This window comes from Agarivorans albus (genome assembly GCF_019670105.1).
GTDB lineage: Bacteria > Pseudomonadota > Gammaproteobacteria > Enterobacterales > Celerinatantimonadaceae > Agarivorans > Agarivorans albus.
Genome location: NZ_AP023032.1, coordinates 2,421,659 through 2,447,870 on the forward strand (window position 1 = coordinate 2,421,659; position 26,212 = coordinate 2,447,870).

At 43.5% G+C, this 26,212-nt stretch carries 16 protein-coding genes; 5 read left to right on the forward strand and 11 right to left on the reverse strand.

Going from position 1 to position 26,212, the window contains the following annotated elements; translation table 11 throughout:
- Positions 1-9 precede the first annotated feature (9 nt).
- The 3 genes from nifN to K5620_RS11195 all read right to left on the reverse strand — a co-directional run bounded on the left by nifN (position 10) and on the right by K5620_RS11195 (position 4,147).
- Positions 10-1,395: a nitrogenase iron-molybdenum cofactor biosynthesis protein NifN gene (nifN, locus tag K5620_RS11185; RefSeq protein WP_016401559.1), complete on the reverse strand. Its 1,386-nt coding sequence runs from the start codon at positions 1,393-1,395 to the stop codon at positions 10-12.
- Between the two features lies 1 nt (position 1,396).
- The gene (gene nifE, locus K5620_RS11190) at positions 1,397-2,794 is read right to left on the reverse strand and encodes a nitrogenase iron-molybdenum cofactor biosynthesis protein NifE (protein WP_016401560.1); all 1,398 of its coding nucleotides are present in this window, start codon (positions 2,792-2,794) and stop codon (positions 1,397-1,399) included.
- A 264-nt stretch (positions 2,795-3,058) separates the two neighbouring features.
- The gene (locus K5620_RS11195) at positions 3,059-4,147 is read right to left on the reverse strand and encodes a sensor domain-containing diguanylate cyclase (RefSeq protein ID WP_016401561.1); all 1,089 of its coding nucleotides are present in this window, start codon (positions 4,145-4,147) and stop codon (positions 3,059-3,061) included.
- A gap of 240 nt (positions 4,148-4,387) precedes the next feature.
- Between K5620_RS11195 and K5620_RS11200 the strand changes: the two genes are divergently transcribed.
- A complete protein-coding gene (locus K5620_RS11200) occupies positions 4,388-4,924 on the forward strand; it encodes a GNAT family N-acetyltransferase (RefSeq protein ID WP_016401562.1) in 537 nt (178 codons plus the stop codon).
- A 99-nt stretch (positions 4,925-5,023) separates the two neighbouring features.
- On the opposite strand, the gene K5620_RS11205 is transcribed toward K5620_RS11200, so the two are convergent.
- Complete coding sequence (locus K5620_RS11205; protein WP_016401563.1) at positions 5,024-5,509, reverse strand: MarR family winged helix-turn-helix transcriptional regulator; 486 nt, start codon at positions 5,507-5,509, stop codon at positions 5,024-5,026.
- Positions 5,510-5,605: 96 nt separating this feature from the next.
- Here K5620_RS11205 and K5620_RS11210 point away from each other — a divergent pair, with 96 nt between their 5' ends.
- Positions 5,606-6,805 carry a multidrug effflux MFS transporter gene (locus tag K5620_RS11210; RefSeq protein ID WP_221077361.1) on the forward strand — a complete coding sequence of 400 codons (1,200 nt, stop codon included), beginning with the start codon at positions 5,606-5,608 and terminating at the stop codon, positions 6,803-6,805.
- Positions 6,806-6,826: 21 nt separating this feature from the next.
- Here K5620_RS11210 and cowN read toward each other — a convergent pair whose 3' ends face one another.
- The 7 genes from cowN to nifH form a co-directional block, all read right to left on the reverse strand.
- Entirely contained in the window at positions 6,827-7,111 is a 285-nt protein-coding gene (gene cowN, locus K5620_RS11215; protein WP_016403292.1) for a N(2)-fixation sustaining protein CowN, read from the reverse strand.
- Positions 7,112-7,183: 72 nt separating this feature from the next.
- Complete coding sequence (locus K5620_RS11220; protein ID WP_016403293.1) at positions 7,184-7,624, reverse strand: hypothetical protein; 441 nt, start codon at positions 7,622-7,624, stop codon at positions 7,184-7,186.
- Positions 7,612-8,286 carry a NifB/NifX family molybdenum-iron cluster-binding protein gene (locus K5620_RS11225; protein WP_016403294.1) on the reverse strand — a complete coding sequence of 225 codons (675 nt, stop codon included), beginning with the start codon at positions 8,284-8,286 and terminating at the stop codon, positions 7,612-7,614. The genes K5620_RS11220 and K5620_RS11225 overlap by 13 nt, the downstream gene beginning before the upstream one ends.
- Before the next feature lie 45 nt (positions 8,287-8,331).
- On the reverse strand, positions 8,332-8,544 hold the full coding sequence (gene nifT, locus K5620_RS11230; protein ID WP_016403295.1) for a putative nitrogen fixation protein NifT: 213 nt from the start codon (positions 8,542-8,544) through the stop codon (positions 8,332-8,334).
- A gap of 57 nt (positions 8,545-8,601) precedes the next feature.
- Positions 8,602-10,173: a nitrogenase molybdenum-iron protein subunit beta gene (gene nifK / locus K5620_RS11235; protein WP_016403296.1), complete on the reverse strand. Its 1,572-nt coding sequence runs from the start codon at positions 10,171-10,173 to the stop codon at positions 8,602-8,604.
- A 90-nt stretch (positions 10,174-10,263) separates the two neighbouring features.
- Positions 10,264-11,709, reverse strand: coding sequence for a nitrogenase molybdenum-iron protein alpha chain (gene nifD, locus K5620_RS11240; protein WP_016403297.1), 1,446 nt, complete (start codon positions 11,707-11,709; stop codon positions 10,264-10,266).
- 42 nt (positions 11,710-11,751) lie between these two features.
- Positions 11,752-12,630 (reverse strand): nitrogenase iron protein, encoded by an 879-nt coding sequence (nifH, locus tag K5620_RS11245; RefSeq protein ID WP_016403298.1) that lies wholly within the window; start codon positions 12,628-12,630, stop codon positions 11,752-11,754.
- A 412-nt stretch (positions 12,631-13,042) separates the two neighbouring features.
- Here nifH and K5620_RS11250 point away from each other — a divergent pair, with 412 nt between their 5' ends.
- Genes K5620_RS11250 through K5620_RS11260 form a run of 3 tightly spaced genes read left to right on the forward strand, consistent with a single transcriptional unit; the run spans position 13,043 to position 26,211 of the window.
- Positions 13,043-22,768 (forward strand): T1SS-143 repeat domain-containing protein, encoded by a 9,726-nt coding sequence (locus tag K5620_RS11250; protein WP_040307537.1) that lies wholly within the window; start codon positions 13,043-13,045, stop codon positions 22,766-22,768.
- 7 nt (positions 22,769-22,775) lie between these two features.
- A complete protein-coding gene (locus K5620_RS11255; RefSeq protein ID WP_040307538.1) occupies positions 22,776-24,899 on the forward strand; it encodes a type I secretion system permease/ATPase in 2,124 nt (707 codons plus the stop codon).
- Entirely contained in the window at positions 24,892-26,211 is a 1,320-nt protein-coding gene (locus K5620_RS11260) for an HlyD family type I secretion periplasmic adaptor subunit (RefSeq protein ID WP_016403301.1), read from the forward strand. Before K5620_RS11255 ends, K5620_RS11260 begins: the two co-directional genes overlap by 8 nt.
- Position 26,212: the final 1 nt, after the last annotated feature.

The following is a 26,212-nucleotide window of genomic DNA, read 5'->3' on the forward strand; positions in this document are numbered from 1 at the left end:
AGTTAACCCCTAGCTGCTTAAGGCTGGCTGAGTGCAGCTAGATGGTTCAAAGCGATAGCTACTTTTATGGGCTGGTACTTCATCTTGATGGCTTGCTTTAAGTAAATTAGCCATTGCAAACAAGCGTTGCCGCGCACCTTCATAGCCCACTTGCAAAATATCACTGTTACCAAACCGGTCGTGACAAGGAAATCCCGCGCGTAAAACAGGCGTAAGCGGTTCGCACATGTTGGCGCAGTGGGTATTACCTACAATCAGCTCACACTCATCAACACACAGTTCCAGATCCGACAAATCCCCTACCACCACACTGTTCGTTTTTAGCTGCGGTAAACTTGTCACATTAAGCGTGGTAACCACTCGCTCAACACTTGCTCCTACCTCAGAGAACACCTCGCAATAACCTGCAGCAAGGTCTGGCTCAAGTGCGATGGCCACTTTAGCGTCACTTAACAAAAAGTGGCTATCGAGTAAGGCATCTTGCAGCCGTTTACGCTGCCGAGTAATCCATTGTGGAACGGGTTTGTTAGACAGCTCAGCAAGTTTCATTACCAATTGGTCGGTCTGCTGCATGCCCATTCCTGTTCCCATGAATAAACTTGGTACCTGGTAATGCTTTTCTAGCACACTTGCAGCTGGCAGCATCGACTCACCAAACACCAAACTTGCTTTACTGTGAATACAACTAGCTAGCTGACTTAAACCAGTGCCACCTGTGGAAGTGACCGAAAAGTCATCATCGGCTAAGTGCCCGTCTAAAGAATCGCTGAGATTCGGTACTAACACCGGGTTAAAGCCAAAGGCTTCACAATAGCGGGCTATTAACTCCAAATCGGCACTGGTTAAGGCACAGGATACAAAAACATTTAATTGCTGAATGTTTGAATCGAGCTTTGGCACACTTAGTTGCTTCTCAACTAATAGCTGCTGCATGCAGGCTTCGATGGTACTGGCAAACCCACTTTGCATAGACCCGGTAAAATCTGGAGTATTTACGCTTACAATCCGCTTGTTAGAAAATTGAGGATGTTGCGTTTTAAACTCTCGCACAACCCTAACTACATCGCAGCCCTGCATCTCGGTTAAACCTGTTGTCATCACCACGATAAGTGCAGCTTGGTGCTTTTCGCACAGTAATTTAAGTGCACTTGATAAGTTGTCGTCACCGCCCATAACAGCAGCGATATGATCAATGGCAGTGTTTTGTAGCGGAATGGGTTCTCGGTAATGTTGAATCAAATACACTTTAGCGAACGCCCCGCAGCCCTGCGAGCCGTGCATTAAAGGAATTGAGTTATCTAAACCCATACATGCTAATGTAGCGCCAGTGGCGGCACTGGTTTTTAAAGGTTGCTCAACCAATGCGCTGCGTTTAACTGATACCTTATTTGTCATGTTACTTCTCCCCTACTGGCGCACTGCTGGTCCACGGCGGATTGCTGGTCACTAAAGGCCAAATGGCACTGTCTAAGGTACGACAAAGCTCTTTAGCAAAAGTAAGCATGCCTTGATAACCTGCGTAAGCATGTTCACGTTCTTGATTAATATCTAGAAACGGCAGACGCGCTTTTAAGGCGGTATACATGTTACGCCCGCCGGCAATCATTAAATCGGCCTTATGTTGTTGAGCTACATTGAGTAGATTTCGGGCGCCACCTTCATCTAGCATCAGCGCATCCTCACCCATGATTTGCTTAATTCTTGCTTTGTCTTCTGCTGTCGATTTCTTGGTTCCGGTAGCTACAACGCTAATTCCTAGCTCTTGTAAGGCGGAAACGATAGACCAAGATTTAACGCCACCGGTATACAGCAAAGCCTTTTTGCCTTTTAGACGTTCTATGTAAGGTTGTAGTTGTAGCCGGATCAACGCTTCTTGTTGAGCAATAAGCACTTCGGTTTCTCGGCTAACTTGAGGGTCATCCAACAACTTGGCGAAACTACGCAACGAAGCAGAGGTATCCTCAATGCCATAAAAACTGCCTTCAAACCACGGAATGTTCCAGCGTTCTTTCAACATTCGCGCGACATTTATTTGCGCTCTGGAACACACCACCATAGCAACATCGGCCTGGTGCATGGTTTGTATCTCGTGAAAACGAGTATCCCCCGACATGCAACTTAATACTCGATAACCCAAACGTTCCAATAGCGGTGATACATGCCAAAATTCACCTGCAATATTGTATTCACCAATCAACACAATATCGTTCACCCGCCTTGTTGGATCGTGACGCATAAAAGGTTTCTCTGGCGGGTCAATGGTGCCCACCACCTGCTTAACCATCACTTCACCAGCTATCCGGTTACCTAGGTTTTTACTGCCATAAAAGCCTGCAGCATCTACCGCCACAACAGGAATATTCCAACGGCTTTGAGCCAATTTACAAATAGCCTCTACATCGTTTCCTTCAAGAGCGGGTACACAAGTGACATATACAAAAACCGCTGGAGGGGAATGTTTTTCTATGACCGTTTTTATCGCGTGTAACAAACGCTTTTCGGCCCGCCCCATAATCACGTCTTGCTCGTTTAAATCGGTAGTAAATCCCAAGCGAAATAAATTGCGGCCCGATGCGCGAGTGCCTCGGTTGTTCCAGCTATTGCCCGCACAAGCTATAGGCCCATGAACAATATGGGCAACATCGGCAATCGGTAACAAGGTAATCTGCGCGCCATCAAAACTACAACCGCCTGCGGTTGCCCCAGGTACTGGTCTAGCACAGCCAGATTTTTCTCCAGTGTTATGCTCGCAAGCAGGTTCATCTAATAACTCGGCTATGTCGCTTCGCTTCATGCTTACACCTCACAACAACTATTTGGCTCAATGATTAATTGTTGTATTGCAAAGCGTATTCCATAGGAGAATAGCGGTATTAGCGGCTTTGAACGGCAGATTCTTTGTCGTAATTGCTACAAACCATAACGACTAGAACAATATGTGGGAAATAGTGCGACTTTATCGAACTGAGTAAAATTGAAGGAGTGAGTCGCCCGTAGTATTGGGCGACTATCGTAAGAAGATGTGGCTACCAGCTAGTTTGAGTTACCCAAAAGAGGATTAAAGAGAAAAGTCTTCAATAGAACCACTGCGCGTTACTACCTTATTACGTCCAGTTTCTTTTGCTTCGTATAGGGCTTTATCAGCAATCGCGATCATTTTGTCCGCTAGCATTTCAAAATCACTGGGTAAACTGCTCTCGTTAAAGCCGAGATAATAAGCACCAATAGATACCGTAATTGGATCTTCTGTTAACTCAATACTGCCAATCGCCTTCATCACCCGACTAAATACCTTTGCACAACCGTTTAAATTACTATTGGGCAGCCAAATTAGGAATTCTTCTCCACCCAAACGAGCAACAAAATCATAGTCTCTTAAGGAATTGCTAATTTGCTTCGCGGTTTCGACTAATGCTTTGTCACCAAGCTGATGACCGTAGGTATCATTGAGTTTTTTAAAGTGATCAATATCCACAATAGCCAACGTGCCCTCACCGCCAGTTCGGCTTAACAAGTTCATACTTTTCTTTAGCTTTTTGTACATCCCACGGCGATTTGGTATCTCGGTTAAACTGTCGTAGTTCGCTAATCGTTTTAGCTTTTGATTAAGTTTGTTTAGCTGCTCTTCTTGTTGCCTGCGAATCAGTTCTACTTCTATCCATGAAGCCATTAATTGCACCGCATCAATATCAATTTCTTGGAAGTGACGAGGATAAGGAGCAGGACTAGAAAAATTTAGGGTTCCGTAGAGTTCACCATTTAAACGAATAGGCATACCAATGTAAGACTCTAAACCAAATGCTTTGTAGGCCGGATGCCTGGCGTACATGTCATGTTCACCAATGTATTCTAGGGCTACCGGTGCTTGGGCTTCACAGGTGATTCCACAGTATGTGGTATCCAAGGTAAAACGATCGCCAGCTTTGAGCTCAACAGCCTCTGGAGTGACGCAATATTGAACAACATAGTCGTTTCCCTGAATCTTAGACAAAATAGCGATATCCAAGTTAAAACGCTCTAAGCCCATTTGAAGCAGCGCCAGGATCTGCGCTTCGAAGCCTTCGTTATGTGCATTTGTCACTTGATACAAACGACGAATAACTTGTTCGCTGCTAGTGTTAGCCTGATTAAGACAGGTTGTTGACATGCATTAAGTCCTTTAAACATTGGATTAAAACAGTATTTACTAACAATAGTATAACTAGCTTATTTTCACATGAATAGAGTTAAAACTCGTTAAAAATTAACCCACTAACGGTTCTCAATTAATGTTAGACCTACCTCACTCAATTTGGCCACTTAACCAATGAGGCTTAATTTGGTTTAGAGCAAATTTTTACTATTTTGCTTGTTATAAACTACTGCAAACTTTAGAAAGGATCCGGTGATGAAACTATCGCTTTTTAACGTTAGTTTAGCGAGCCCCGTAACACAGTTATTTGAAAAAGTATTTGCTGACTCTGAAGGCGCAGAAGAAGGCCAGTTAATTAAAGCTTTAGTCGCTGAAATGATTGAGACTACGCCAGAGCAAGATTTAATCGGCTTTGTAGCAAGCACAAACGAAGAGCTGGCGGGTTGTATCTTTTTTAGTCGCATGTTGCTCGCATCTGACGACGTGGCGTTTATATTGTCTCCAGTGGCTATAGCTACCAAGCAGCAAGGCCAAGGTGTGGGCCAAAAGCTGATAAATTACGGTGTCGAGCAATTACGCAAGCTAGATGTAGATTTGTTAATCACTTATGGCGACCCAAACTTTTATGGCAAAGTTGGCTTTAAGCAAATTACTGAGAAACAAATCAAAGCACCATGTAAGTTAAGCCACCCAGAAGGATGGTTAGCGCAAAGCCTATCCAATCAAGAAATCCCCAATATTAAAGGGGCAAGCCAATGTGTTGCCGCACTTAATAAACAAAAGTACTGGTAAGCCAAAACCCAAGTTGCCAACTTGGGTTTGCATTGCTACTCAGCCAATTAACAACAAATACTAAGCCCTTAAAGTGCTTACTTTAGCTATTTAGCTCAACTAACTACCGGCAAGCTTTGCCAGTAAATGGTTTAGCTGTTTTTGTTCATCGCTACTTAATACCGACATAAACTGTTGTTCTTGATCATGTAGCTCAAGTGTTACCCGCTCAATAAGCTGCTTACCTTTGTTGCTCAACTTAACCAGCTTACTGCGTTTGTCTTCAGGATTGTCCACCCTTTCAACCAAACCTGCCTCGGTAACTCGATTCAATACTTTAGTAAGCCCGCCAGAGCTAAACAACATAGCACTGTATAACTCTGTAGGTGTTAAAGAGTAAGGTGCTGGGTGTCGCCTTAAAGTGACCAAAACACCAAAATCAGCAGCTTGTAGCTGATATTGACCTATCAGCTGTTCCATTGCTTGGCTAAGCGTATGCTGGGTGCGAACCATTCGTAATATCGCAGGAGTGATAGTGCTGTAGGCTTCTGGCCAATTTTTTTGGGTGGAGCTTAAAATGCTAGCGATGCTTTCTTGATGCTTCAATATCGGTTCTCGGTTAGTAAGCTACGACTTCAATATATCTTGCCAGAAAGATAAACTCCAGCTAATATCTTTCCAGAAAGATAAATAGGTAAGCTTATGCAACAGAGAATATCCAAGAAGCTCATTATTTTATTGGCATCAGTGTTTGCTATGACGCCGTACGCCATTGATAGTTATCTACCAGCTATCCCGATTATTGCTACAGACTTTGGGGTTAGTACCTCATTAGTGGCGATAACCGTAAGCATTTACGTATTTGGAATGGCTTTAGGGCAACTTATCGGCGGCCCTTTATCTGATAAATATGGTCGCAAACCAATAATGGTGATCGGTCTGCTTATCTTCGCTGTGTGCAGTGTGTTTCTGGCCTTAGCAAACAATTTAGCCTTGTTTTGGTTATGGCGAATATTGCAATCAATAGGCGGTGGTATTGCTGTTGTAGGAGTACCAGCAGTAATTAGAGACAATGCCGAGGGCAAAGAGGCTGCAAAACTGTTTTCGTTAGTTATGCTAATTATGATGATAGTCCCATCTATCGCCCCATCCGTTGGAACTTTTATTCTGCAAGTCTCTAATTGGCATTGGATATTTATTAGTTCGGGGGTATTTGCTTGTGTGGTTGCCTTATGGGCAATTGCTGTTATGCCCAAACAAGCCAACACACAACATGGCCCAAGCAATAAGGTAAGTTTCGTTGATGTATTGAAGCACAAACATGCTCTTGGATATTTGATTTCCCAAGCTTTTGCCTACGGTGTATTGATGACCTTTATTACAAATGCGCCGTTTGCATATATCGTAAAATTTGGGATCTCAGAAGAGCTGTTTTCAATGTTGTTTATTGCAAACGTGGTGGGCGTTGTAATTGTTAACCGTTATAACTCTTATCGTTTAAATCACTCTGAGCCCGAACACATGTTAGTGAGCTTTTTGGCCATGCAATTTGTCGGAGCAACAGTGTTGGTTGCCTCAATCGTGTTCGCGCCCAACAACCTCTGGTTTGCGGCAAGTGGTTTTATTATTTGCATGGCTGCAACTGGCGGCACGATGTCTAATGCTAACGTATGTTTTTTGAAACACTTTGGTAAAGGCGCTGGCACCGCCCAGGCAGTATTAGGCGCTATTCAGTTCTTTGCTGGAGCAGCGATTAGCGCGGTAGCAGCTATGCTTTCGCACACTAGTCTGTGGCCAATGGTACTTACTATGCTTGCATCAACTACCATAGCCTCGCTTAGCGCCCATAAAGCTAACATCTTGAATCAAAAAGAGAAGGCTGAGCTTTGTTGTGCTAAATAGGTGAGACTGCAGCGATTTTGCTTAACAGCACTCTTGTTCAATTTTGTAAAGTAACTCTAAAGCCTGAGTGTCTTCACAAACTTCGAAGTACTCATACAAAGGATTAGTTTGATTACCGATAAAATTAAGGTTATCTCGCTGCATTTTTGCTTGTTCTGCGCGTTTATCATGAAAGTAAGTCAGCCAAAGTTCGCCTCCCCTTTTTGCGTTTAGATGCTGTTCAAGCATGCTGATTAGGCGGTCTGCATTTTCATCACAGTTGATGTTGCAAAAAGAGATATAGCGATCGGTAATATTACTGCTCATGATTAACTAACCTGTTTAAAGAAACTGCCTAATGTTGGCACTAGGCAGTACATAAGAATCTATTTTAATAACTCACTCTTCGTGCAAAGCAATTACGACACCAATAGCTAGATCAACGCTATTGGTTAATCTGGCGCAGCTAGTGCCTTTAGCCATTAAGAATAAATCAAAATAACTGGCACTCATAAACGCTTCTCGTTCAGCCATATCATCTTCACTGCACTCGATAATTCGGATGCTTGGATGATGTTTTTTAAAACAACTAAGCTTTGCTTGGTAATCGTTTTTATCGGCCAAGCTTGCCACTAACTTATCAATTAGGCTTTGGCTTAGCTCTTCGGTGACAGCGTGATCTTCATGCTTACACCCGCAGCTATGCTCAGGTTTTGAGTCTTCTGACTGATGGCTGTTACACTGACAACTAGATGAGTGTTTTGGGCCATGTAGCTGCTCTTCACCTTTGCAAGAACATTGCTTTGGCTCTGCTGTAACAGCCTGCTCTATAGTAGACATGCTTCTGCCTCCTGTTTTTCTAGCAACTTAGCTAACCAACGTGGCGGACAATCCATCACTGTTTGCAAGCGTTCTAAGATAGATCTTGCGGCCTGAGGCGTAAGTTGTTTCAAGGGCAAAATATCAGCACGGCTCACTCGAGCAGCAGCAGGCCCGCCTATCGACAAGGTGGCGAGTAATTGGCAGTCACCGATTAAGTCAATTAAGTAGCTAGTACGCGCATCGCCACTTAAGTTTTCAATTACCGGCCGAACATCTACTAACTGAAAACCTTGAGCACTCACTTGATAAATAAGAAAACGTAAGCATGATCCAAAGTGTCCGTCGATACGCTCCAAATTATTAGAACTTACCGCAAGTTGTACAATCGGTCCTTTTAGCAAGGTTTGCTCCGGGACTACCGGCGCTTCCATAGGACTGATTTGCTCTGAGCTTAATATTGCGTGTAATTGATTTACTTGGGCGCGCTCTACACTGTAGCGAGAGCTTTGAAATACTTCGCGTAATACTTTAGGGCTTAAGGCTCTTAACTTTTTCTCGGTTAATGGTTCGCCGCAGTGACCCACCAGCAATGATACAAACTGCTTTAGTTCAATATCTGGAATCGCTTTAGACGCCACAGCCAATCGCAGCGCTAAGTTATCGTTAATGTTTGATTTCATCGGTACTCCTTAGCGTATCAATCTCATCACCAGGACTAACGCATATTAAGCGCGTCTTGCACGAAAGGTTTTAGGTAAACTTGGCGCTGGATTTACTGGCTCAATATAAAATTTACTGCCGTCACTAAGTTCTATTTCCCCACCCCATTGATCTTGTTGATCAAACTGCAATGAGTTAATCGGCAACTCCAAATCTTTCTTTGCAATATAGGCTTGAAGCGCGCCAGAACTTTCTCGGCTAATAATTAGGTTTGGCATATCTCTTCCTTAAGTGGCCGGGGCTAAAGCCCCGGCCAGTCTTGTGGTGGGCAGTGATTAACGCACTAGGTCGAAGCCATAGTCTGTTTTACCCATATCACTGGTATCTTGATCAAGTTTTGCCAGTACTTCGTTCACTAAGGTGGTAAGCATGTACATGCTGCCCTCGTAGCCTAGTGTGGTGTTGCGGTGTAAATGATGGCGATCAAAGATCGGGAAGCCTAAGCGAATTAGTGGTACTTCAAACTCTTCACCTTTTGCTTTGGTATCACGCTGAATAAACTTGGCGTAAGAGTTACCAATCATAAAGTCAGGTTTATTGGTAAACACCAACGAGCGGAAGTGCCACAAGTCTTTACCTACATGGATCTCGGCATTAGCGGTGCTTGGTGACTCAGCAATAAGCGCTTCCATTTTCTTACGCCAACGTTTAGCGCCGTTGTTACATAAGATGTGTTTAACTTCACAACCCAATTCTTGTAAGAATTTAGTTAAACCCATTAGGTAATCTGGATCACCATAGATAGAGAAACTCACACCGTGTAACCAAGTGTGTGAATCGGTCATCATGTCGACTAAACGACCACGCTCTGTGGCTAAGCTTTCTGGAATTTCTTTGCCAGTTAACTCGGCAATTTTAATAAGAAATTCGTCGGTCCAATCTAAGCCCATTGGAATTTGCAATGCAGGAACTTCATGTTTCCAAGTACCTTCTACAAACTTTTTGGTTTTAGTTAGCTGATCAGGCTGCAATAACACTGTTGTAATTGCGTTAGGTGCGTCTTCAAGCTCACTTAGCGGCGTACCACCAGCATACATGCGGTACTCGCCATCAGCAGGTGTATCCAACACTTCTGATGGGTCACTAAGTAGGCTGTAATCCACTCCCATTTGTTGCATCATTTTGTGAATAACACGGTAGTTACCTAAGTAGGTTTCAAAACCTGGTATTAGGTTAATTTTGCCATTACTGCCTACCGTTTTATCGTCCATTTTGTTTAGGGTGAAATAGCGAGCAAAACCCTCAAACATCCCGTCCCAACCGGTTACATGGCTGCCTACAAAGCTCGGTGTATGAGCAAAAGGTGTAGGTAGTTCTTTAGGAATGTAACCTTCTTCTTTGGCATTGCCGATAAAGGCGTTTAAGTCGTCACCAATTACTTCTGCCATACAGGTTGTAGACACGGCAATAACTTCAGGCTTATACAATGCTAAAGAGTTTTGCAGGCCATCAAACATGTTTTTCTGGCCGCCAAATACCGCTGCGTCTTCAGTCATTGAGTCTGATACACAGGCAACAGGCTCTTTGAAGTGGCGGTTAAAATAGGTACGGAAATAGGCTACACAACCCTGAGAACCATGCACATATGGCAGGGTTTTCTCGAAACCTAGCGCACACAATACCGAACCTAATGGTTGGCAGGCCTTGGCTGGGTCTACGGTTAGGGTTTTACGAGAAAAGTTAAGATCTTGGTATTCTTGGGTAGTGGTCCACTCAAATACTTCCTTGATCTTCTCGTCGCTGACACCTTCTTCATGATCGCTACGCTTACGCGCCATCATGTCTTTGTACTCTGGCTGTTCAAACAAGGGGTAGCCAGGTTTTATATCATCTACTTGTTGACTCATTGTATCTCTCCTTTCGCGCCACTCATCTGTGAACTACGAATTGAGTTAATTTTTTAAGCGCTATTGCACTCTTCCTGATCTTGCTAGTACTTAAGCGGCTGCTTTGGCACTCTTCCATGGTGGCGTTAACTTGTCCCAACAAGGGTTGTTTAAGGTCATGTCCATGTCGCGGGCAAAAATAGCGAAGCCATCAAAACCGTGGTACGGACCTGAGTAATCCCAGCTGTGCATTTGACGGAAAGGAATACCCATTTTTTGGAATATGTATTTCTCTTTAACACCCGCACCTATCAAATCAGGCTTGAGTTTGTCGGCAAAAGCTTCTAGCTCGTAACCTGTTACGTCATCGTAAATTAGCGTGGCGTCTTTCACTTCTGGTACGGTTTTGCTGTAGTCATCGTTATGACCAAACTCATAACCAGCACCAACAATTTCCATACCTAAGTCTTCATAGGCACCAATTACATGGCGAGGACGCAAACCACCTACATAAAGCATCACTTTCTTGCCTTCTAAACGAGGGCGATACTTATCCACCACGGCTTGCCACTGTTCCTTATATTTGGCGATAACTTCTTCAGCTTTAGCTTGAATTTTCTCGTCAAATTTAGCGGCGATAGCGCGCAATGATTCTTCACACTTGGTAGGACCGAACAAGTTGTACTCCATCCAAGGGATGCCATATTTCTCTTCCATATGACGACAGATGTAGTTCATTGAACGGTAACAGTGCACTAGGTTCATTTTCACTTTTGGCGTGTTCTCTAGCTCTGGTAAAGTACCGTCACCAGACCACTGCGCCACCACTCGAAGACCAATTTCTTCTAACAAAATACGCGAAGACCAAGCGTCCCCACCGATGTTGTAATCACCAATAATGGCTACATCGTAATCGCTAGTAGCAACTTCTTTGTCTTCCGATTTATCCAATACGTAATCACGTAGAGTATCGTTAGCAATGTGGTGACCAAGCGACTGACTCACCCCGCGGAAACCTTCACAACGAACTGGAACAATGGTTTTGCCAATCTCGGCGCCTTTGGTTTTAGCCACGGCTTCGATATCATCACCAATTAGGCCAACCGGACATTCAGATTGAATCGAGATCCCTTTAGCTAAGGGGAATAACATCTCAATTTCGTCTACCATGGTTGCTAGCTTTTTATCGCCACCAAACACAATGTCACGCTCTTGGAAATCAGAGGTGAAGTTCATGGTGCCAAAGCTATTTACTCCGGTATAACCGGTGTAATAGTTGCGACGACCAGCTCGAGAGTATTGACCACAACCCACTGGACCATGAGAGATATGCACCATATCTTTAATTGGCCCCCACACTACCCCTTTTGAACCTGCGTAGGCACAACCGCGGGCAGTCATAACACCAGGAAGTGACTTACGGTTAGCAGTAATACAACTTCCACCTTCGCTGTCGTTTGCACCTAGGTGTTTTTGGCGGTCTTTTTTAGCTTTTTCTGGATAGACTTCTAACACTTCATCAATCAGCGCTTGAGTCTCTGCTTTTTTATCTGACATTGCTGCCTCCTATAGCATCAATTTACTCACTGAGATGAGTGATTAAGCTGTGGCTTCTTCAGCTACTTGACCAATGATTGATTCGTCTTCTTCATCCATGATGCCGAATTCCATCAACAACTCTTCGAGCTCATCCATAGTTACCGGCGTAGGTACTACAAACATTTTGTTGTCGATGATTTTCTTGGCTAAGGTGCGGTATTCGTCAGCTTGATTACATTTAGGGTTGTATTCAATTACTGTCATACGACGAATTTCAGCCTGCTGTACAACGTTGTCACGCGGCACAAAGTGAATCATTTGAGTGCCAATTTTGGCTGCTAGCGCTTCAATTAACTCATCTTCACGGTCACATTTACGTGAGTTACAAATCAGACCCGCTAAACGAACACCACCAGTAGCAGCGTACTTACAGATACCTTTAGAAATGTTATTAGCAGCGTACATCGCCATCATTTCACCAGATACAACGATGTAGATTTCCTGAGCTTTGTTTTCACGAATAGGCATGGCGAAACCACCACACACCACGTCACCCAGTACGTCGTAAAATACAAAATCTAGTTCTTCTTCATAAGCGCCTTCTTCTTCTAAGAAGTTAATCGCTGTGATTACACCACGACCAGCACAACCAACACCTGGCTCTGGACCACCTGACTCAACACAACGTACACCGCCGTAGCCCACTTTAAGTACATCTTCTAATTCGATGTCTTCAACCGAACCCGCTTCCGCTGCCATTTCCATAATGGTGTTTTGCGCTTTTGCATGTAAAATTAGACGTGTTGAATCGGCTTTTGGGTCACAACCAATAATCATCACCTTTTTGCCCGCTTCCGCTAAAGCACCAACTAAGTTTTGAGTAGTGGTAGATTTACCAATACCGCCTTTTCCGTAAATTGCACATTGACGAATAGCCATAACATTTCTTCCTATTAGCTTGATAAACGGTTCCCACTGTAGCTATTGCCAGAACCGTTCCAAACTCTAGGGAATAATCTAAGTCATTGTATTTAAGTCACTTATAACTAATTGACGGCAAGTTTTTGAGTACATAAGACAAACAATTTAGGCTGCAAATGTAGGCTTTGTCGCAAACGGTACGCACAACCTCACTGCTTTTGTTAGTTGCTTAGACACTATTTAGAGGTATAGCAGGGGCAAGAATCTCTTCTAGCTAACAGTAGATTTTTGAAATAAACATCAATCAACAGACAACAAGATGAAGCCTTCAAAGGCTTTCTTAAGTAATTAGTTTACAAATTGCTCAATGTTGAAAAATATGTGCTAAACATAATGTTAGGCATATTTTGTTTACTGTAAGGGCTAAAGGATGAAGCCAGTTGTCTACGTTGACATCGAAGGTCAAATTTGGAAAGTCATGGGTGATGGACGTTGGCTCAAGGTTGAACCAACTGAAATAATCGATAGCAGCATCCCCCTAGTTAAAAACCTAGTGAGTGATGCTGAACAAACCATCGCAGATAGCGAACTCGACTCCACTGAAACTAATAACAGCCAACAAGATAGTCCACCCTTGTACTCTGGGAATACTTCCCCCCTCAGCGGCGAGCAAGGTAGCCAAGGCGCGTCCTTTATCGTTCGTGTACAGCCCACATTAGATGAAACCCTCCCAGAAGCAGGCTTTAATACACAAGCGACAGAGCAAGCTGTAACAAATACCAATCAACAGGGTGCTCAAGCTGACCAAATTCCTCCTTTAAGTAACCAAGCGCAATTAACAGTGAATATTGTAGATGGCGGCGATGGCTACGAAAACCAGTTTGAAGTACCGGCTGTACTAATTACCGGCGAGGCACCAGATGTAGAAGATGGTCGCATCGTAGTGATTACGCTTACCGATTCTGCAGGGCAAACTCTAACTGTAGAGGCTGTAGTACGTAACAATAACTACAGTTACCAAGATCTCGATATTCAATCGCTAAACGAAGGACCGATTGATGTTTACGCTAGCGTGACTGATTACTTTGGGCAGTTTGTCGATGCCAACGATTCAAGCATTAAAGATGTAACGGCTGTTATTGAAGCGGAAATAGATGGCCAAGGCGACAACTACGTAAACCAGTATGAACAAGCGATTACTCCCTTATATGGAAACATAATCGGGATAGAAGACAATCAAGTGGTACTGGTGCAAGTTGTTGATGAGTCAGGCCAGCAACTCAGTTTTACCAGCCAAGTGCTTAACAACAGTTGGAACATCGCCAGCGCCGATTTGACGGCCTTACAAGATGGCGTGTTAACCATTAACGTTAGCGCGGTAGACATAGCTGGAAACCCTGCATCAGCTAGCTCTACAATCATTAAAGATACTCTCGCAAGCTTAACTGCCGATATCGATGGAGTTAACGACAACTATATAAATGCTATAGAGTCCCCTTCTACTTTACTATACGGCCAAGTTGCAGCCGTTGAAGATGGCCAAATAGTTAGTGTTACGGTTACAGACAATAACGGTGAGCAGCTAAGCTTTCAAACCACGGTTACTAATAACAGCTGGCAAATCAGTAATGTTGATTTAACACCTTTAGCTGAAGGTAGCTTAACCATTACCGCCAACACCTCTGATATAGCGGGCAATCTAGCGAGTGCTAGCTCATCCATTGTTAAGGACACCTTAGCTAACATCAGCGCAAACATCGATGGCCAAGGCGACAATTATGTAAATGCCTTAGAGGTACCAGCGACACAGTTGTTTGGTGAAATAACTGATGTTGAAGATGGCCAGTTAGTTAATATTCAAATTACCGATATAAATGGTGCAAGCCTTAACCTAAAAACTACCGTCGCCAACGGACAGTGGTTAATACCTAGCAGCAATCTGAGTAACCTAGCCGATGGGGAGCTTAACTTAACGGCATCTACCAGTGATATTGCTGGAAACTCTGTTTCCGCAACCACCAGCATCATCAAAGACACCCAAGCTTCAATTAGCGCTCGTTTTGAAGGAAATGGTGATAACGCGCTCAACCAAGCCGAAGTGGGACAAAGCCTTTTAGAAGGAGAATTAGTTGATGTAGAAGATGGCCAGCCAATAAACATTACCGTTACCGATAGCTTAGGCACAAGTTTACAATTCACCACCACCTCTCTAAATAACCATTGGCAAGTTGTAGAAAACTTAAGTGGCTTGGCCGACGGTGAATTGCAGTTAACAGTTACAAGTAACGACATTGCCGGTAACCCGGCATCGGCTAATAACGTAATCACCCTAGACACCAGTATCCCCACCATCGATATAGATACTCTAGATGGATTTAGTATCTCTCAATTTAAAGCTGGCGTTCTCACCAGCCTCCAAGGTACTACAAGCGGCGTTGAACCAGGCCAACAAGTAATCATTACTATTACAGATGGCCCCCGTACTGTTATTGCCTTAGCCACCGTTGATCAAAACGGTGACTGGCTAACTAACAATATAGATACCAGTGAACTAAATAAGTTGGCTAATTGGATACTGACAACCGAGGTGAGTGATGTAGCTGGAAACAGTACGCAAGATGCCCTACCGCTGCTTGCTGAGCCCGACCCTCATAACCTATTGGAAACCGACTTGTATCAAGCTGGTGTATTAGTCACAAACTCCAACGTTAATATTTTCGATGCTCAAGAGATCACTTTTTCCGAGCTACAACCTGAACTGGTAAGTATCCAATCTGGCGGAAGTAACTTAACCATCTTTAATTCAGCCGACAATAAAGTACTCGAAGGCAGAACCACAGATACCAATGAGTTGGTATTTAGATTTAGTGTATTGGCTGACAATTCCATTCAAACTCTAATTTACAAAGCCTTAGACAATACCCTTGATACCGATGAAACCTTCTTAACACCGATTATTTCAGCCACTCAATATGATGCAGATGGCACAAGCGAAACCGTACTTACCCCGCTCGTAATTTTGGTTAAAGACTCGGTGCCGCAGCTTTTTAACGACTATGCCCAAGTTACCGAGGGTGATAGCGTTTTTGGTAATGTTATTGCCAACGACTATAGCTTGGATGGCGAGCTCAAGGTTAACCAAGTCACTGTTGATGGTGTCACTAAAGATGTTGGAATTGTGCCTGCGGTATTCATTACTGAGCAAGGGTATCTGTTGGTTGATGACTCAGGTTATTGGTTATTTGTTGCTAACCGAAATTTAGATCATCAACAAGCACAAGAATTGCGCTTTGATTATCAAGCTATCGACAGCTCCGGTGACACAGCCTCAGCGCACAATAACATTGTGATAAGTGATGGTTCACAAGGCAGCTTTGTTAATGATTTTAAATACAATACCGAAGGTAGTCTTAGTGACTCGCCCAACGTGTTCACAGAAAGCTTTACCATTAAACCAGGTAGCGACAATCCAGATCCTGATAGCGTTAAGTTTAGTGAAGCGACACTGGTTGATTTAGAATCATTAGCGCTGACTAGTGGTAATAGTTTAATAGACCTTAGCTACAGCCTGAGTGATGACGGCAAAACCATAAGTGCAGAAGTACCGTTTATTGGATTGGTTTTTACCCTTAGTTTAAGCGCAATCGCGAATGGCGATGAGGTAAATGGCACTACAACGCTAACCATGTTTGATAGCATCAATCAGTTTAGTAGCAGTGATTTAAGCTTTATTAAGCTCACTATTTTGTCTAGCGACTTAGACGGCACCGCAAACGAACCTGGCTTAATTGACTGGGTACTAGCCGACGGGACTGACCCGCAATTAACCAATAATGAAAGCCTAAACTTAAGTGAAGCGGAGTTAAACTTAGGCACAGTTACAGCCAGTGGCAGTATAGATTTAACTATTGGTAGTGATGCGATTGACGAGTTGTTTTTCGATAATCAGCAAACGGCAATGACCAGTGGTGGAGAAAGCCTCTCATTTGCAGTGAGCCCTAGTGGCAATACCCTAACAGCCTATACAGATGACGTTAATGATCCAGTATTCACTATAGTCATTGACGATTTAACCGATGCTCATCAGAGTCAAACACTAAGCTATGAGTTTTCTCTGTATAAAGGGCTAGACCAAAACAACGGTAGCCATTTCCCTATTAAGATAAATGTACGGGATAGCGATAATGACACCCAATCACTAGCGCTTGATATAACTGTAACTGACAGTGATGACATTGCGGTCACCGTAGGAGACTTACAAGTAAGCGAAACACCGCGTGATCCAGACACAACGCTCACTATCAATTCAACCGCCACAACCACCGTTTCGGTAACCGCTAATCAAGACCCAATAGAAAAGCTATTCCTTGATATCACCAACGGTAGCCCAGTTTTAGATAGCTTAGGCAATACCATCAGTCAAAATGGCCAAGCCTTAAGTTGGCAAGATAATGCTAATGGCACGTACGATGCTGTTTATGGCAATACAGTTGTATTCAGCCTCAGCTTACCCGACGACTTTGAGTTAGCCGCCAATAGTTCTATTGACGTAGAGTTAACATTTAACCTGTACAGCGCTATTGATCATTTAGATTCATCGCAAGATCATGCTCTGTCGCTTAGCCTACCAATAAGTGCCACCGATACTGATGGCACTAGCATTGCTGCAAGTTCAATAGTCACAATTTATGATGGCAGAGACCCCAAAATTGAAACCGCGGGGCAAATTGATGTAAATGAATCCGATTTAGCCAATGGCAACATTGCAAGTGGCATTTCTACAGTTAGCCCAACCATTAAAGTAAGCGCTGGTAGCGATGAGATCACAGACATTCTTTTAGATACAGCAGCATTTAATGCCTTAGGTATTCAATCTGGAGGAAGCCCTGTCAATCTAGCGGCTGCAAATAACGACGGTTGGTACATAGCAACAAACGATCTAGCAGAGCCAATATTTCAAATAAAAATAAATACTGATGGCAGCACCGAATTTGAGCTATACGCAGCCTTAGATCATCCCGATGGTAACGGCGAAAACTTACTAGCGCTAGATTTTGTCGCTACTGCTATAGACGCAGATAATGATGTTAGCGCAAGTACAAACTTTAGTGTCTCTGTTACCGACGATACGCCCCAAAGTGAAAACCGCAGCTTAGATTTGGTTGAAGGCGAAAGTTTTAGCACCCAGTTACTTAATGAAACAGTTAGCGGCAGCGACGGGGCTAGTATTGTTAGCTTCAATTATATGGGCACTAACTACGCTATAGCAGCGAACAGCTCTGTGACCATAGACTTACTAAATCCAAATTTGTTGAGCGAAGTTTACGGTGAACTAACCCTACACGCCAATGGCGAACTGGTTCTAACAACAGAATCCAATGTCACTGAATCTCCAGCATTGCTTGATTCCATTTCCTACGTAGTAGAAGACAATGACGGCGACCAGGTAACTAGCACAGCCACCTTAAACCTAGGTGATTCTCCAGGGGTAATTAGAACCGAAAACGCAGAAACAACAGAAGATAACAGCGTTACTTTATCTATTGAAGTTCGCCCCGGCGATACCGACCAAAATGAAGCCGTTACCAATATTATTATCGACGAAACGTCGTTAAATGGCGGTAGCCTATTTCTTGGAAATACCTTATTGGTTGCTAGTGGTGGGTTGATTACCATCACCGATTTGCAGTTTAGCGGCAATGTCGCTAAACCCAATGGAGTATTAAGCTATCAACCAGCCGAAAACGAGTCCAACACCACCAGCTCAGTATCCTTAGCGATTAGTTCTACCATTTCTACCCTTTCGGGTGACCGCGTGATCAGCAGCAATCTGGAGGTATCTGTTTTACCTGTAGCAGACCCCCCAACTTGGAGTGGGTCATCACAATATACATACAACATGGTTGAAGACGACGATAGCAACCAAACCCTCGACATTACAGCTAACTTAGTCGATTCAATAGATGGTTCAGAAACACTTAGCTATCAATTTGCTGATTTACCCGACGGGCTTCAACTTAGTTTAAATGGCAACCCGGTAACCGAAGGCAAAAGCTATAACCAAAACCAACTAGACCAAATAACAGTAAAAGCCGATAACAACTTGGCAGGCCAATTCACCTTCACTTTAATTGCCATAGCAACCGAAGCTGGCAATGCATTTGCCGCTGCAAGCGACCAAACAGCTCAAACAAGCCAAACAGTAACGATTAATGTTCAACCAGAAGCTGATTTACCTAGCCTTTCGGTGAGAAATATTAAAGGTTTAGAAGATCAAGCCATTAACCTAAGTGACGTGATAGCAGGCCAACTAAATGATACTGATGATTCAGAGACCTTAAGCTACAAAATTGTAGTGCAAGACGGCTGGCAAGTATCTGGTGGTTCTACAGTATTGAGCAGCCCAAACACCTACCTTGTGCAAGCTAATGAACTTGATGCTGGCATAGTGAGTTTAATACCCAAGCCAGATATAAGCTCCTTTACAGAGAGCTTAACGCTGAGTGTAACCGCAATTGCTAGCGAATCTACCATCGACGGTCTCGTTCCCTCTCCTGTCACTGCGGAAAGCTCTGCTCAAATCATCACAGTATCACTAACTGGTGTCGTTGATACCCCAACAGTAGCCGACGCAGGTGCCGGTAACTGGGCAATCGACCAAGTAAACAATGTAATAAGCAATCAAGCTAGCTTTAATGAAGATCAATTATTTGCCTTAGACTTTGAGTTCTCAACTTCAGACGATGACGCCTCAGAGAACATCAACTTACTCATAACCAATCTGCCCGACAACATACGCTTAGTTGATAGCCTAGGTAATCCCTACCCATTAGAAGTGGTGGGGAAAGACCCAGTAACAGGGGCTATATATCAAGTAAACAATAGCATTCTGTCACAGCTATTTGTAAAAACCGATGATGACTTTAGTGGTGAATTAAGCTTCGATATTAAAGCTATTTCTACTGAGCCCGATGGCGACAGCGGTGAATTTGAATACACCGTAAACATAGAAGTATCTCCGGTGGTAGATGAAAACGATGGTGCTAGTTTATTCACCCAAGCAGTAGAAGACCGAAATGTTTCATTAAATCTAATGCCTCCTTTAAGCGCAGATAGTGATGGTAGTGAAACTATCACTGCATACACCATCACTAGTTTACCTAGTGACTTACATTTATTTATCGACGGCGTCCCAGCATTGGTTCCGCCAGGAGGATTAGACTTAAGCACCTTGTTTGATCCTAACACCACTAACTTAGCCAACTTTTTGTCTAGCGGACAATTAACTATTCGAGCTGACGCTGATCTTAGTGGCGACTTTACTATTCCAATTAGTTACCAAATAGTTGATACCTCACCAACTGGCGCTACCGATACAAAAAATCTCACTGCAAATCTACAGATAGACGTGGAAGGCAGAGTTGAACTGGATACGCGTTTAGAGGCAATCACAAGCCCCTTAGAAAGCAACGACGGAAGCGCTATTTCACTTGATGGTAGCGTGCTTTTTGTTGATTCAGATTTAGATGGCTCTGAATACTTAGACTACATAGAAATCGTAATCCCAGAAGGTGAATTCTTTCAAGTAGAACACCCCAACGGTGCAATAATGGGAGCCAACAACAATTGGATTATTCCAGCAAACGGATTAACCAGTGATTCTGTGGCAGAAACCGCGGCAGACATTTTGGCTGGCGCAAGCTTATACAGCGCGCTGAATACAGATCAAGTCACTATTACAATTAGAGCAAGGGTGATTGACGATGAAGATGCACGCTACATTTCAGCCCCACTGCAAGTTCAAGTAAGCGGTCATTCTGGTGGAGACACAGTACCTTGTACTCCTTCAGCTCCCGGAGATTTATCTAATTCAATCGTTGATGCCAACGAAGGACAAGATATAGACGTAAGCGGCCATTTAAATGGCGACATCGCCAATGACCCTAGCGACGTGATTTCATTTTACATATCTGTAGACGATTTACCCGATGGCGTGGAGCTAGAAGGTGCAGAAATATATCCCGAATACAACGCATTAGGAAACGTTACCGGCTATACAATTTCGGCTAGTGCCATCGAAACGATGACAATAACTGGCTTAGATGAAGATTACGCTGGCCAATTAGACATTCCTGTTACGGTGATCGTAACTGATACTTGTACTGGGGATAGCATCTCCGAGCAGCAAGCAATCAGTATTTTAGTACAGCCCATCGTCGACGACATATCCCTCACAATTAGTAACAACGTCATCCAAGAAGATACTAGTACAAATCTCAATATGGCTTTTGTTTTGGGCGACTCGAATATACCAGGTGAAGGTATAGAAACCGTGAATAGCCTAATCTTTACTGTTCCAGCTAATAGCAGTTTTATTGGTGACTCAGCAATCATAACTAATAACGGAGACGACACTTGGACAGTAATAGATCCATCTAGGTTAAATGAAATCGAGTTTAGACCACCCAACAATTTTAGTGGCCAACTTACTATCGACGTAGCAGCCAACATCACTGATTTAGCCGATGGCCTGCTGGATACCCAAACCAAAAACACCAGCTTAACGATAAAAGTTCAACCAGTTGCCGATCAAGTTCTGCTAGCAGCTATTAACAGCAGCGGAGATGAAGACAACTATATTAAATTAGATGGCTTAGCCGCCCACCAAATAGACTTAGACGGCTCGGAAACTGCGTCGTTAAGTATTCACGGCGTGCCAGAAGGAGCTGTACTCAGCTATTTTGATGGCAGTAACTATCAACTACTACAAAACAACGGTGCTGATGGCGGAAGCTTCAATGGCGCTCCAACGCATGCCTGGGGTGTAGGCAGTAGCCAGTTATCTGAAATCTACATACTGCCACCTCTCGATTTTAGCGGCGATATTCCGCTAATATTCGAAGCCATAAGCCTAGAAACTGCAAACAATGATTTTAAAGTAAGTACTCAAGACTTTGTGGTAGGTGTTAATCCGGTCGGTGATGATAGCCAATTCTTCGAAGTGCCAGAAAGCTTAAGCTCTGACGAGGGCATAGCCATCGACATCCCACTTAATATAAGCAGTTTTGAAACTGATAGTAATGAACAGATATTGGTTGGCCTAGAGGTTAATAACAGTTCTGATGCTTCAGCTCTAACGGGGTTAGATCGCATTGTTATTAATGGCCAACAAGCGCATTTTGTTTATAACGGCTCAGGCTACATTGCTTCATTGCTGATTAATGCGGCTTCAGTGACAAGTTTACAACTGTATGCCGGAGACGCATTTGGCCAACTAGATGTAACACTTTTCTCCCAAACCAAAGATAGTGCATTTGTACTAGGTAGCGAAGTGAGTGATTTAGGCGATGTAACCACAGAAAACCTAACTATTAACATCAGCCCCCTGCCCGATCCTCCCATTGTAGAACTGCAGTATTCCCACATTTATGCTGAGCAAAGTGGCGATATTCCTCTAGGAATAAGTATGGATTTAATTAACCCAGCCGCTGGAGAGGAAGGCAAAATAACTATTTCCGGGATCCCCGACGGCATAGAAATAGCTGGCCAAGCGGGCAATAACGGCCAGCTAGAATTTATGATGAACGAAGTTGCAGATCTAGCAATTACAGGCGGCCATAACTCAGCAACCAATTTCACATTACTAATCGACAGTTCGGCAACGCTAGATGACAACAAAGCTGAAGGTATTAGCCAAGAACTCGAAATATCACTAAGCCCTGTTGGCGATAATACTTTAGATGGCGAAATTCAACAGGATCTAATTATTGGCGGTGCCGGTAACGACCTACTATCAGGCGGATTAAATAACGATGTTTTTGCTTTTAGAACAGAAGATCTTGGCAGCACCGGCAATCCAAATCTCGATACCATTAGCGATTTTAACGCAGCAGAAAAAGCAGATGCCATAGACCTGAGCAGTATTTTGCATGGCTTAGGTGTTAACAACGGAAGTAGCGCCGAAACATACATTCAGCTTAGCGAACAATCAGGCTCTACCTTATTAGAAATAAAACCTGACACCACAAACGTCACCCAAAGTATCCAGTTATCGGGCGTGAGTTTGGATGAACTTTACAAAGGCGACGCTAGCCTTGCTGACCAATCGGATTTACTTCAAAAAATGATTGATGACCAAAACCTAATAGTGAGTTAAAAACTACATGGATAAGCAGGATGCTTGGCTAGAAAGCATAGAGTGGCTATGCAAATATTTCGGTCTCCATTTCAATAAGTCGGTGACTGTTAGAGGCTTACCGCTTGCAAACGGCAAGCTAGAAGCTGACTACTATGCACGAGCTTGTGTACAGGCGGGGCTTTCAGCCACACCGATTAAACTTATTCAACTTAAGCAATTCACTGGACTTTTGTTGGTGGTTGATAAACAGCAACAGTTACGCATTGTCTCTTCGATCACCAAAGAAGTAGTTATCTATCAAAACACCAACCAGCCTAATAGCCAGCGACAAGCTATCGCAGACTTTATGGCAGAAGCTACCGAACAAGCATGGTTGATAACCCCGCTACAAAACACCGATCAAAGAGTTGAACAATTACACCAAGGTAAAAAAACGCATTGGATTTATAAGGCTCTTGAACAAGCAAAACCATGGTTTAGAGATTTACTGGTCGCGTCTATCTTCATCAATCTATTAGCCATGGTAGTTCCGTTGTTTACCATGAATGTTTACGACCGCGTGGTGCCAAACCAAGCCTTTAATACCCTATGGACACTTGCTATAGGCGTAACTATTGCACTGATATTTGATTGGTTGCTACGTAAAGCGCGTAGCAACATCACCGACATGGCAGGCAAGCAAATAGATAACACCATCTCAGCTAGCATTATGGAGAAGGTATTAGGCATGCGTTTAGAAAACAAACCACAATCAGTGGGTGCGTTTTCTAGGCAAATACAAGACTTTGATAGTGTTCGAGATTTTTTTACCTCGGTAACTTTAGTCACCTTGGTTGACCTTCCTTTTACGCTTTTTTTCTTAGCCTTGATTGCATGGCTCGGTGGTCCAATGGTGTTTGTTCCATTAGCTGTATTAAGCGGTTTAATTGTCTTTAGTTTGATAATGAAAGCTAGAATCGCTGCCAGTATGGAACAAAGTGCAAAGCTCTCTACCCAACGACAGGCAGAGCTTTTTGAAAGCCTCACTACCCTTACCGAGCTCAAGCAATTTAACGCTGAAGGCGTCAATCAGCGAAAATGGGAGCAAACAACAAGCCAAATGGGCGACTGGCAAATTCGCTCTCGCCATCTAAGCAATCTAATCAGCCACTCAATAGTTACTAGCCAACAAGTTGTCACCATTGGGCTGGTGGTTATTGGTGTTTACCGTATCTCAGAGGGATTACTGAGTATGGGCGGATTAATCGCAATTGTAATGTTAAGCGGACGAGCAGCTGGTTCAATTAATCAGTTATCTATGCTTATTTTACGTTACCAACAATGCCAAGCAGCAATACAAGGGCTCGAGCAAGTGATGGCATTACCGCAAGAACATCAAGCAGAGCATAAAGTCCAAGCAAACAACTTTGAAGGTAAAATCAGTTTTGAAAACGTGAGCTTTTGCTATCCAGAGCAAAATTTTAATGCCTTAAGTGACATTAACCTACAATTAATGCCCGGTGAGCGCTTGGGGCTAATTGGCAACGCAGGCTCTGGCAAGTCTAGCCTTATCTCATTAATGGCTAATCAATATGCACCTAGCTCTGGTCAAATCAGTTACCAAGACATCGATGCCTCCTTGTGGGCACCAACAGTATTACGCCAACACATAGGCTGGTTAGGACAAGACCCGGTATTGGTGTTTGGCTCGGTAATACAAAACATTTTGCTAGGTACCACATCGCTAGATGAGGAAAAACTAACCTGGGCAATTCAACATTCTGGCTTACAGGCCCATTTAAGCAGAATGAGTAACGGACTCGAAAGCCAAGTGGGCGAACGCGGTATGTTGTTATCAGGAGGCCAGAGGCAAGCAGTTGCTCTAGCTAGAGCTTTATACCGTAAACCCAAACTACTGCTGCTAGACGAACCTGTCAGTGCCTTAGATAACAACAGCCAAAGTTTAGTGAAGCACAGCTTAGCTAAACTCCCCCGCGACATAAGCATAGTCATAAGTTCGCACCAACAAAGCTTACTTAGTATTTGTGATCGGATCATCGTATTAGAAAGAGGCCATATCGTCGCCAATGATAAGGCCGATGTGATCCTAGGGCTTCAAAGTAAAAAACGCCACTCTGTTAGTGTGGTAAGAGAGGCCAAACATGACTAATCAACTTGCTTGGCAACAACAACGCTTAGCGCAACAATCTAGGCACATAATATGGCTTTGCGGATGCCTTATCATCTGCTTAGTTGTATGGGCTGCATTGGCTACTTTAGATGAAGTTATTGTGGGTAATGGCAAAGTAGTACCCTCATCTGCCATTAGCAAAATTCAAAGTTTAGAAGGCGGCATTGTTAAACAGCTATATGTAGAAGTGGGTGATCAAGTTAGCCAAGGCCAACATCTATTGTCTTTAGAAGACACCCGTTTTAGAGCGGCTTTTCAAGAGAGCGAACAACAACGTAGCACCCTGCTCGCTCAAGAAACTCGCCTCATAGCCGAGTTAGCCAGCGTTAATATAAACAATGCTAGCAACAATTGGACGAATCAAGTGTTAGTTAAACCTCTTGAGTTAAGCTTTATTAACCAAAACCAACGGGCTCAAACTAATGCTACTGCCAACTACCAACAACGGATCCGCCAACTTAACGCCCAATTAGAAGAAGCAACTTTAGCAATAGAACAACAAACCCAAGCACTTAACGAGGCGCTTGGCAATCAGCAAACTCTACAACACAGCTTAGCCGTAGTCGCGCAAGAAATATCAATGTTAGAAGACGTAGTTGCTAGCGGTGCTGTTGCAAAAGTCGAATTACTAAAACTACAACGCGACAAAATTCAGCTGGATGGGGATATCGCAAGCGCACAACTGATGGCCAGTAAACTGAAGGCTGCTATTAACGAAGCAATCTTAGAGCGCCGCAATATAGCCGTTGAATTTAGAACCAAAGCCCAAGCACAGCTTAACGAGGTATCAGCAAAACTCGCTCAATTAGACGAAAGCCAACACGCTGTCGCTGATCAACTAAATAGAACCAAGCTGGTTGCTCCCATAGACGGGACCGTTAAGGATATTCTTGTTAGATCTGTCGGTGGCGTGATTCGCCCAGGTGAAGCAATAATGGAAATTGTCCCAAAAGATAGTCAATTGATAATTGAAACTAAAATTGCCCCTAAAGATATTGGCTTCATCCGGACAGGCTTGCCCGCCATGGTGAAGTTTACCGCCTTTGACTTTGTAGTGTACGGCGGCCAACAAGGGGTTGTGAGCTACGTTAGCCCAGATGCCCTTCAAGACGAAGATGGCAGCACCTATTACCAAGCCCATATTCAATTAGACCAAACAAACAACACTAACTTGCAAGTAATCCCCGGTATGCAAGCTATGGTGGACATACTAACCGGGGAAAAATCTGTATTGAGCTACTGGCTGAAACCTTTATTGCGGGCTAAAGCTAACGCTCTTCGTGAACCCTAAC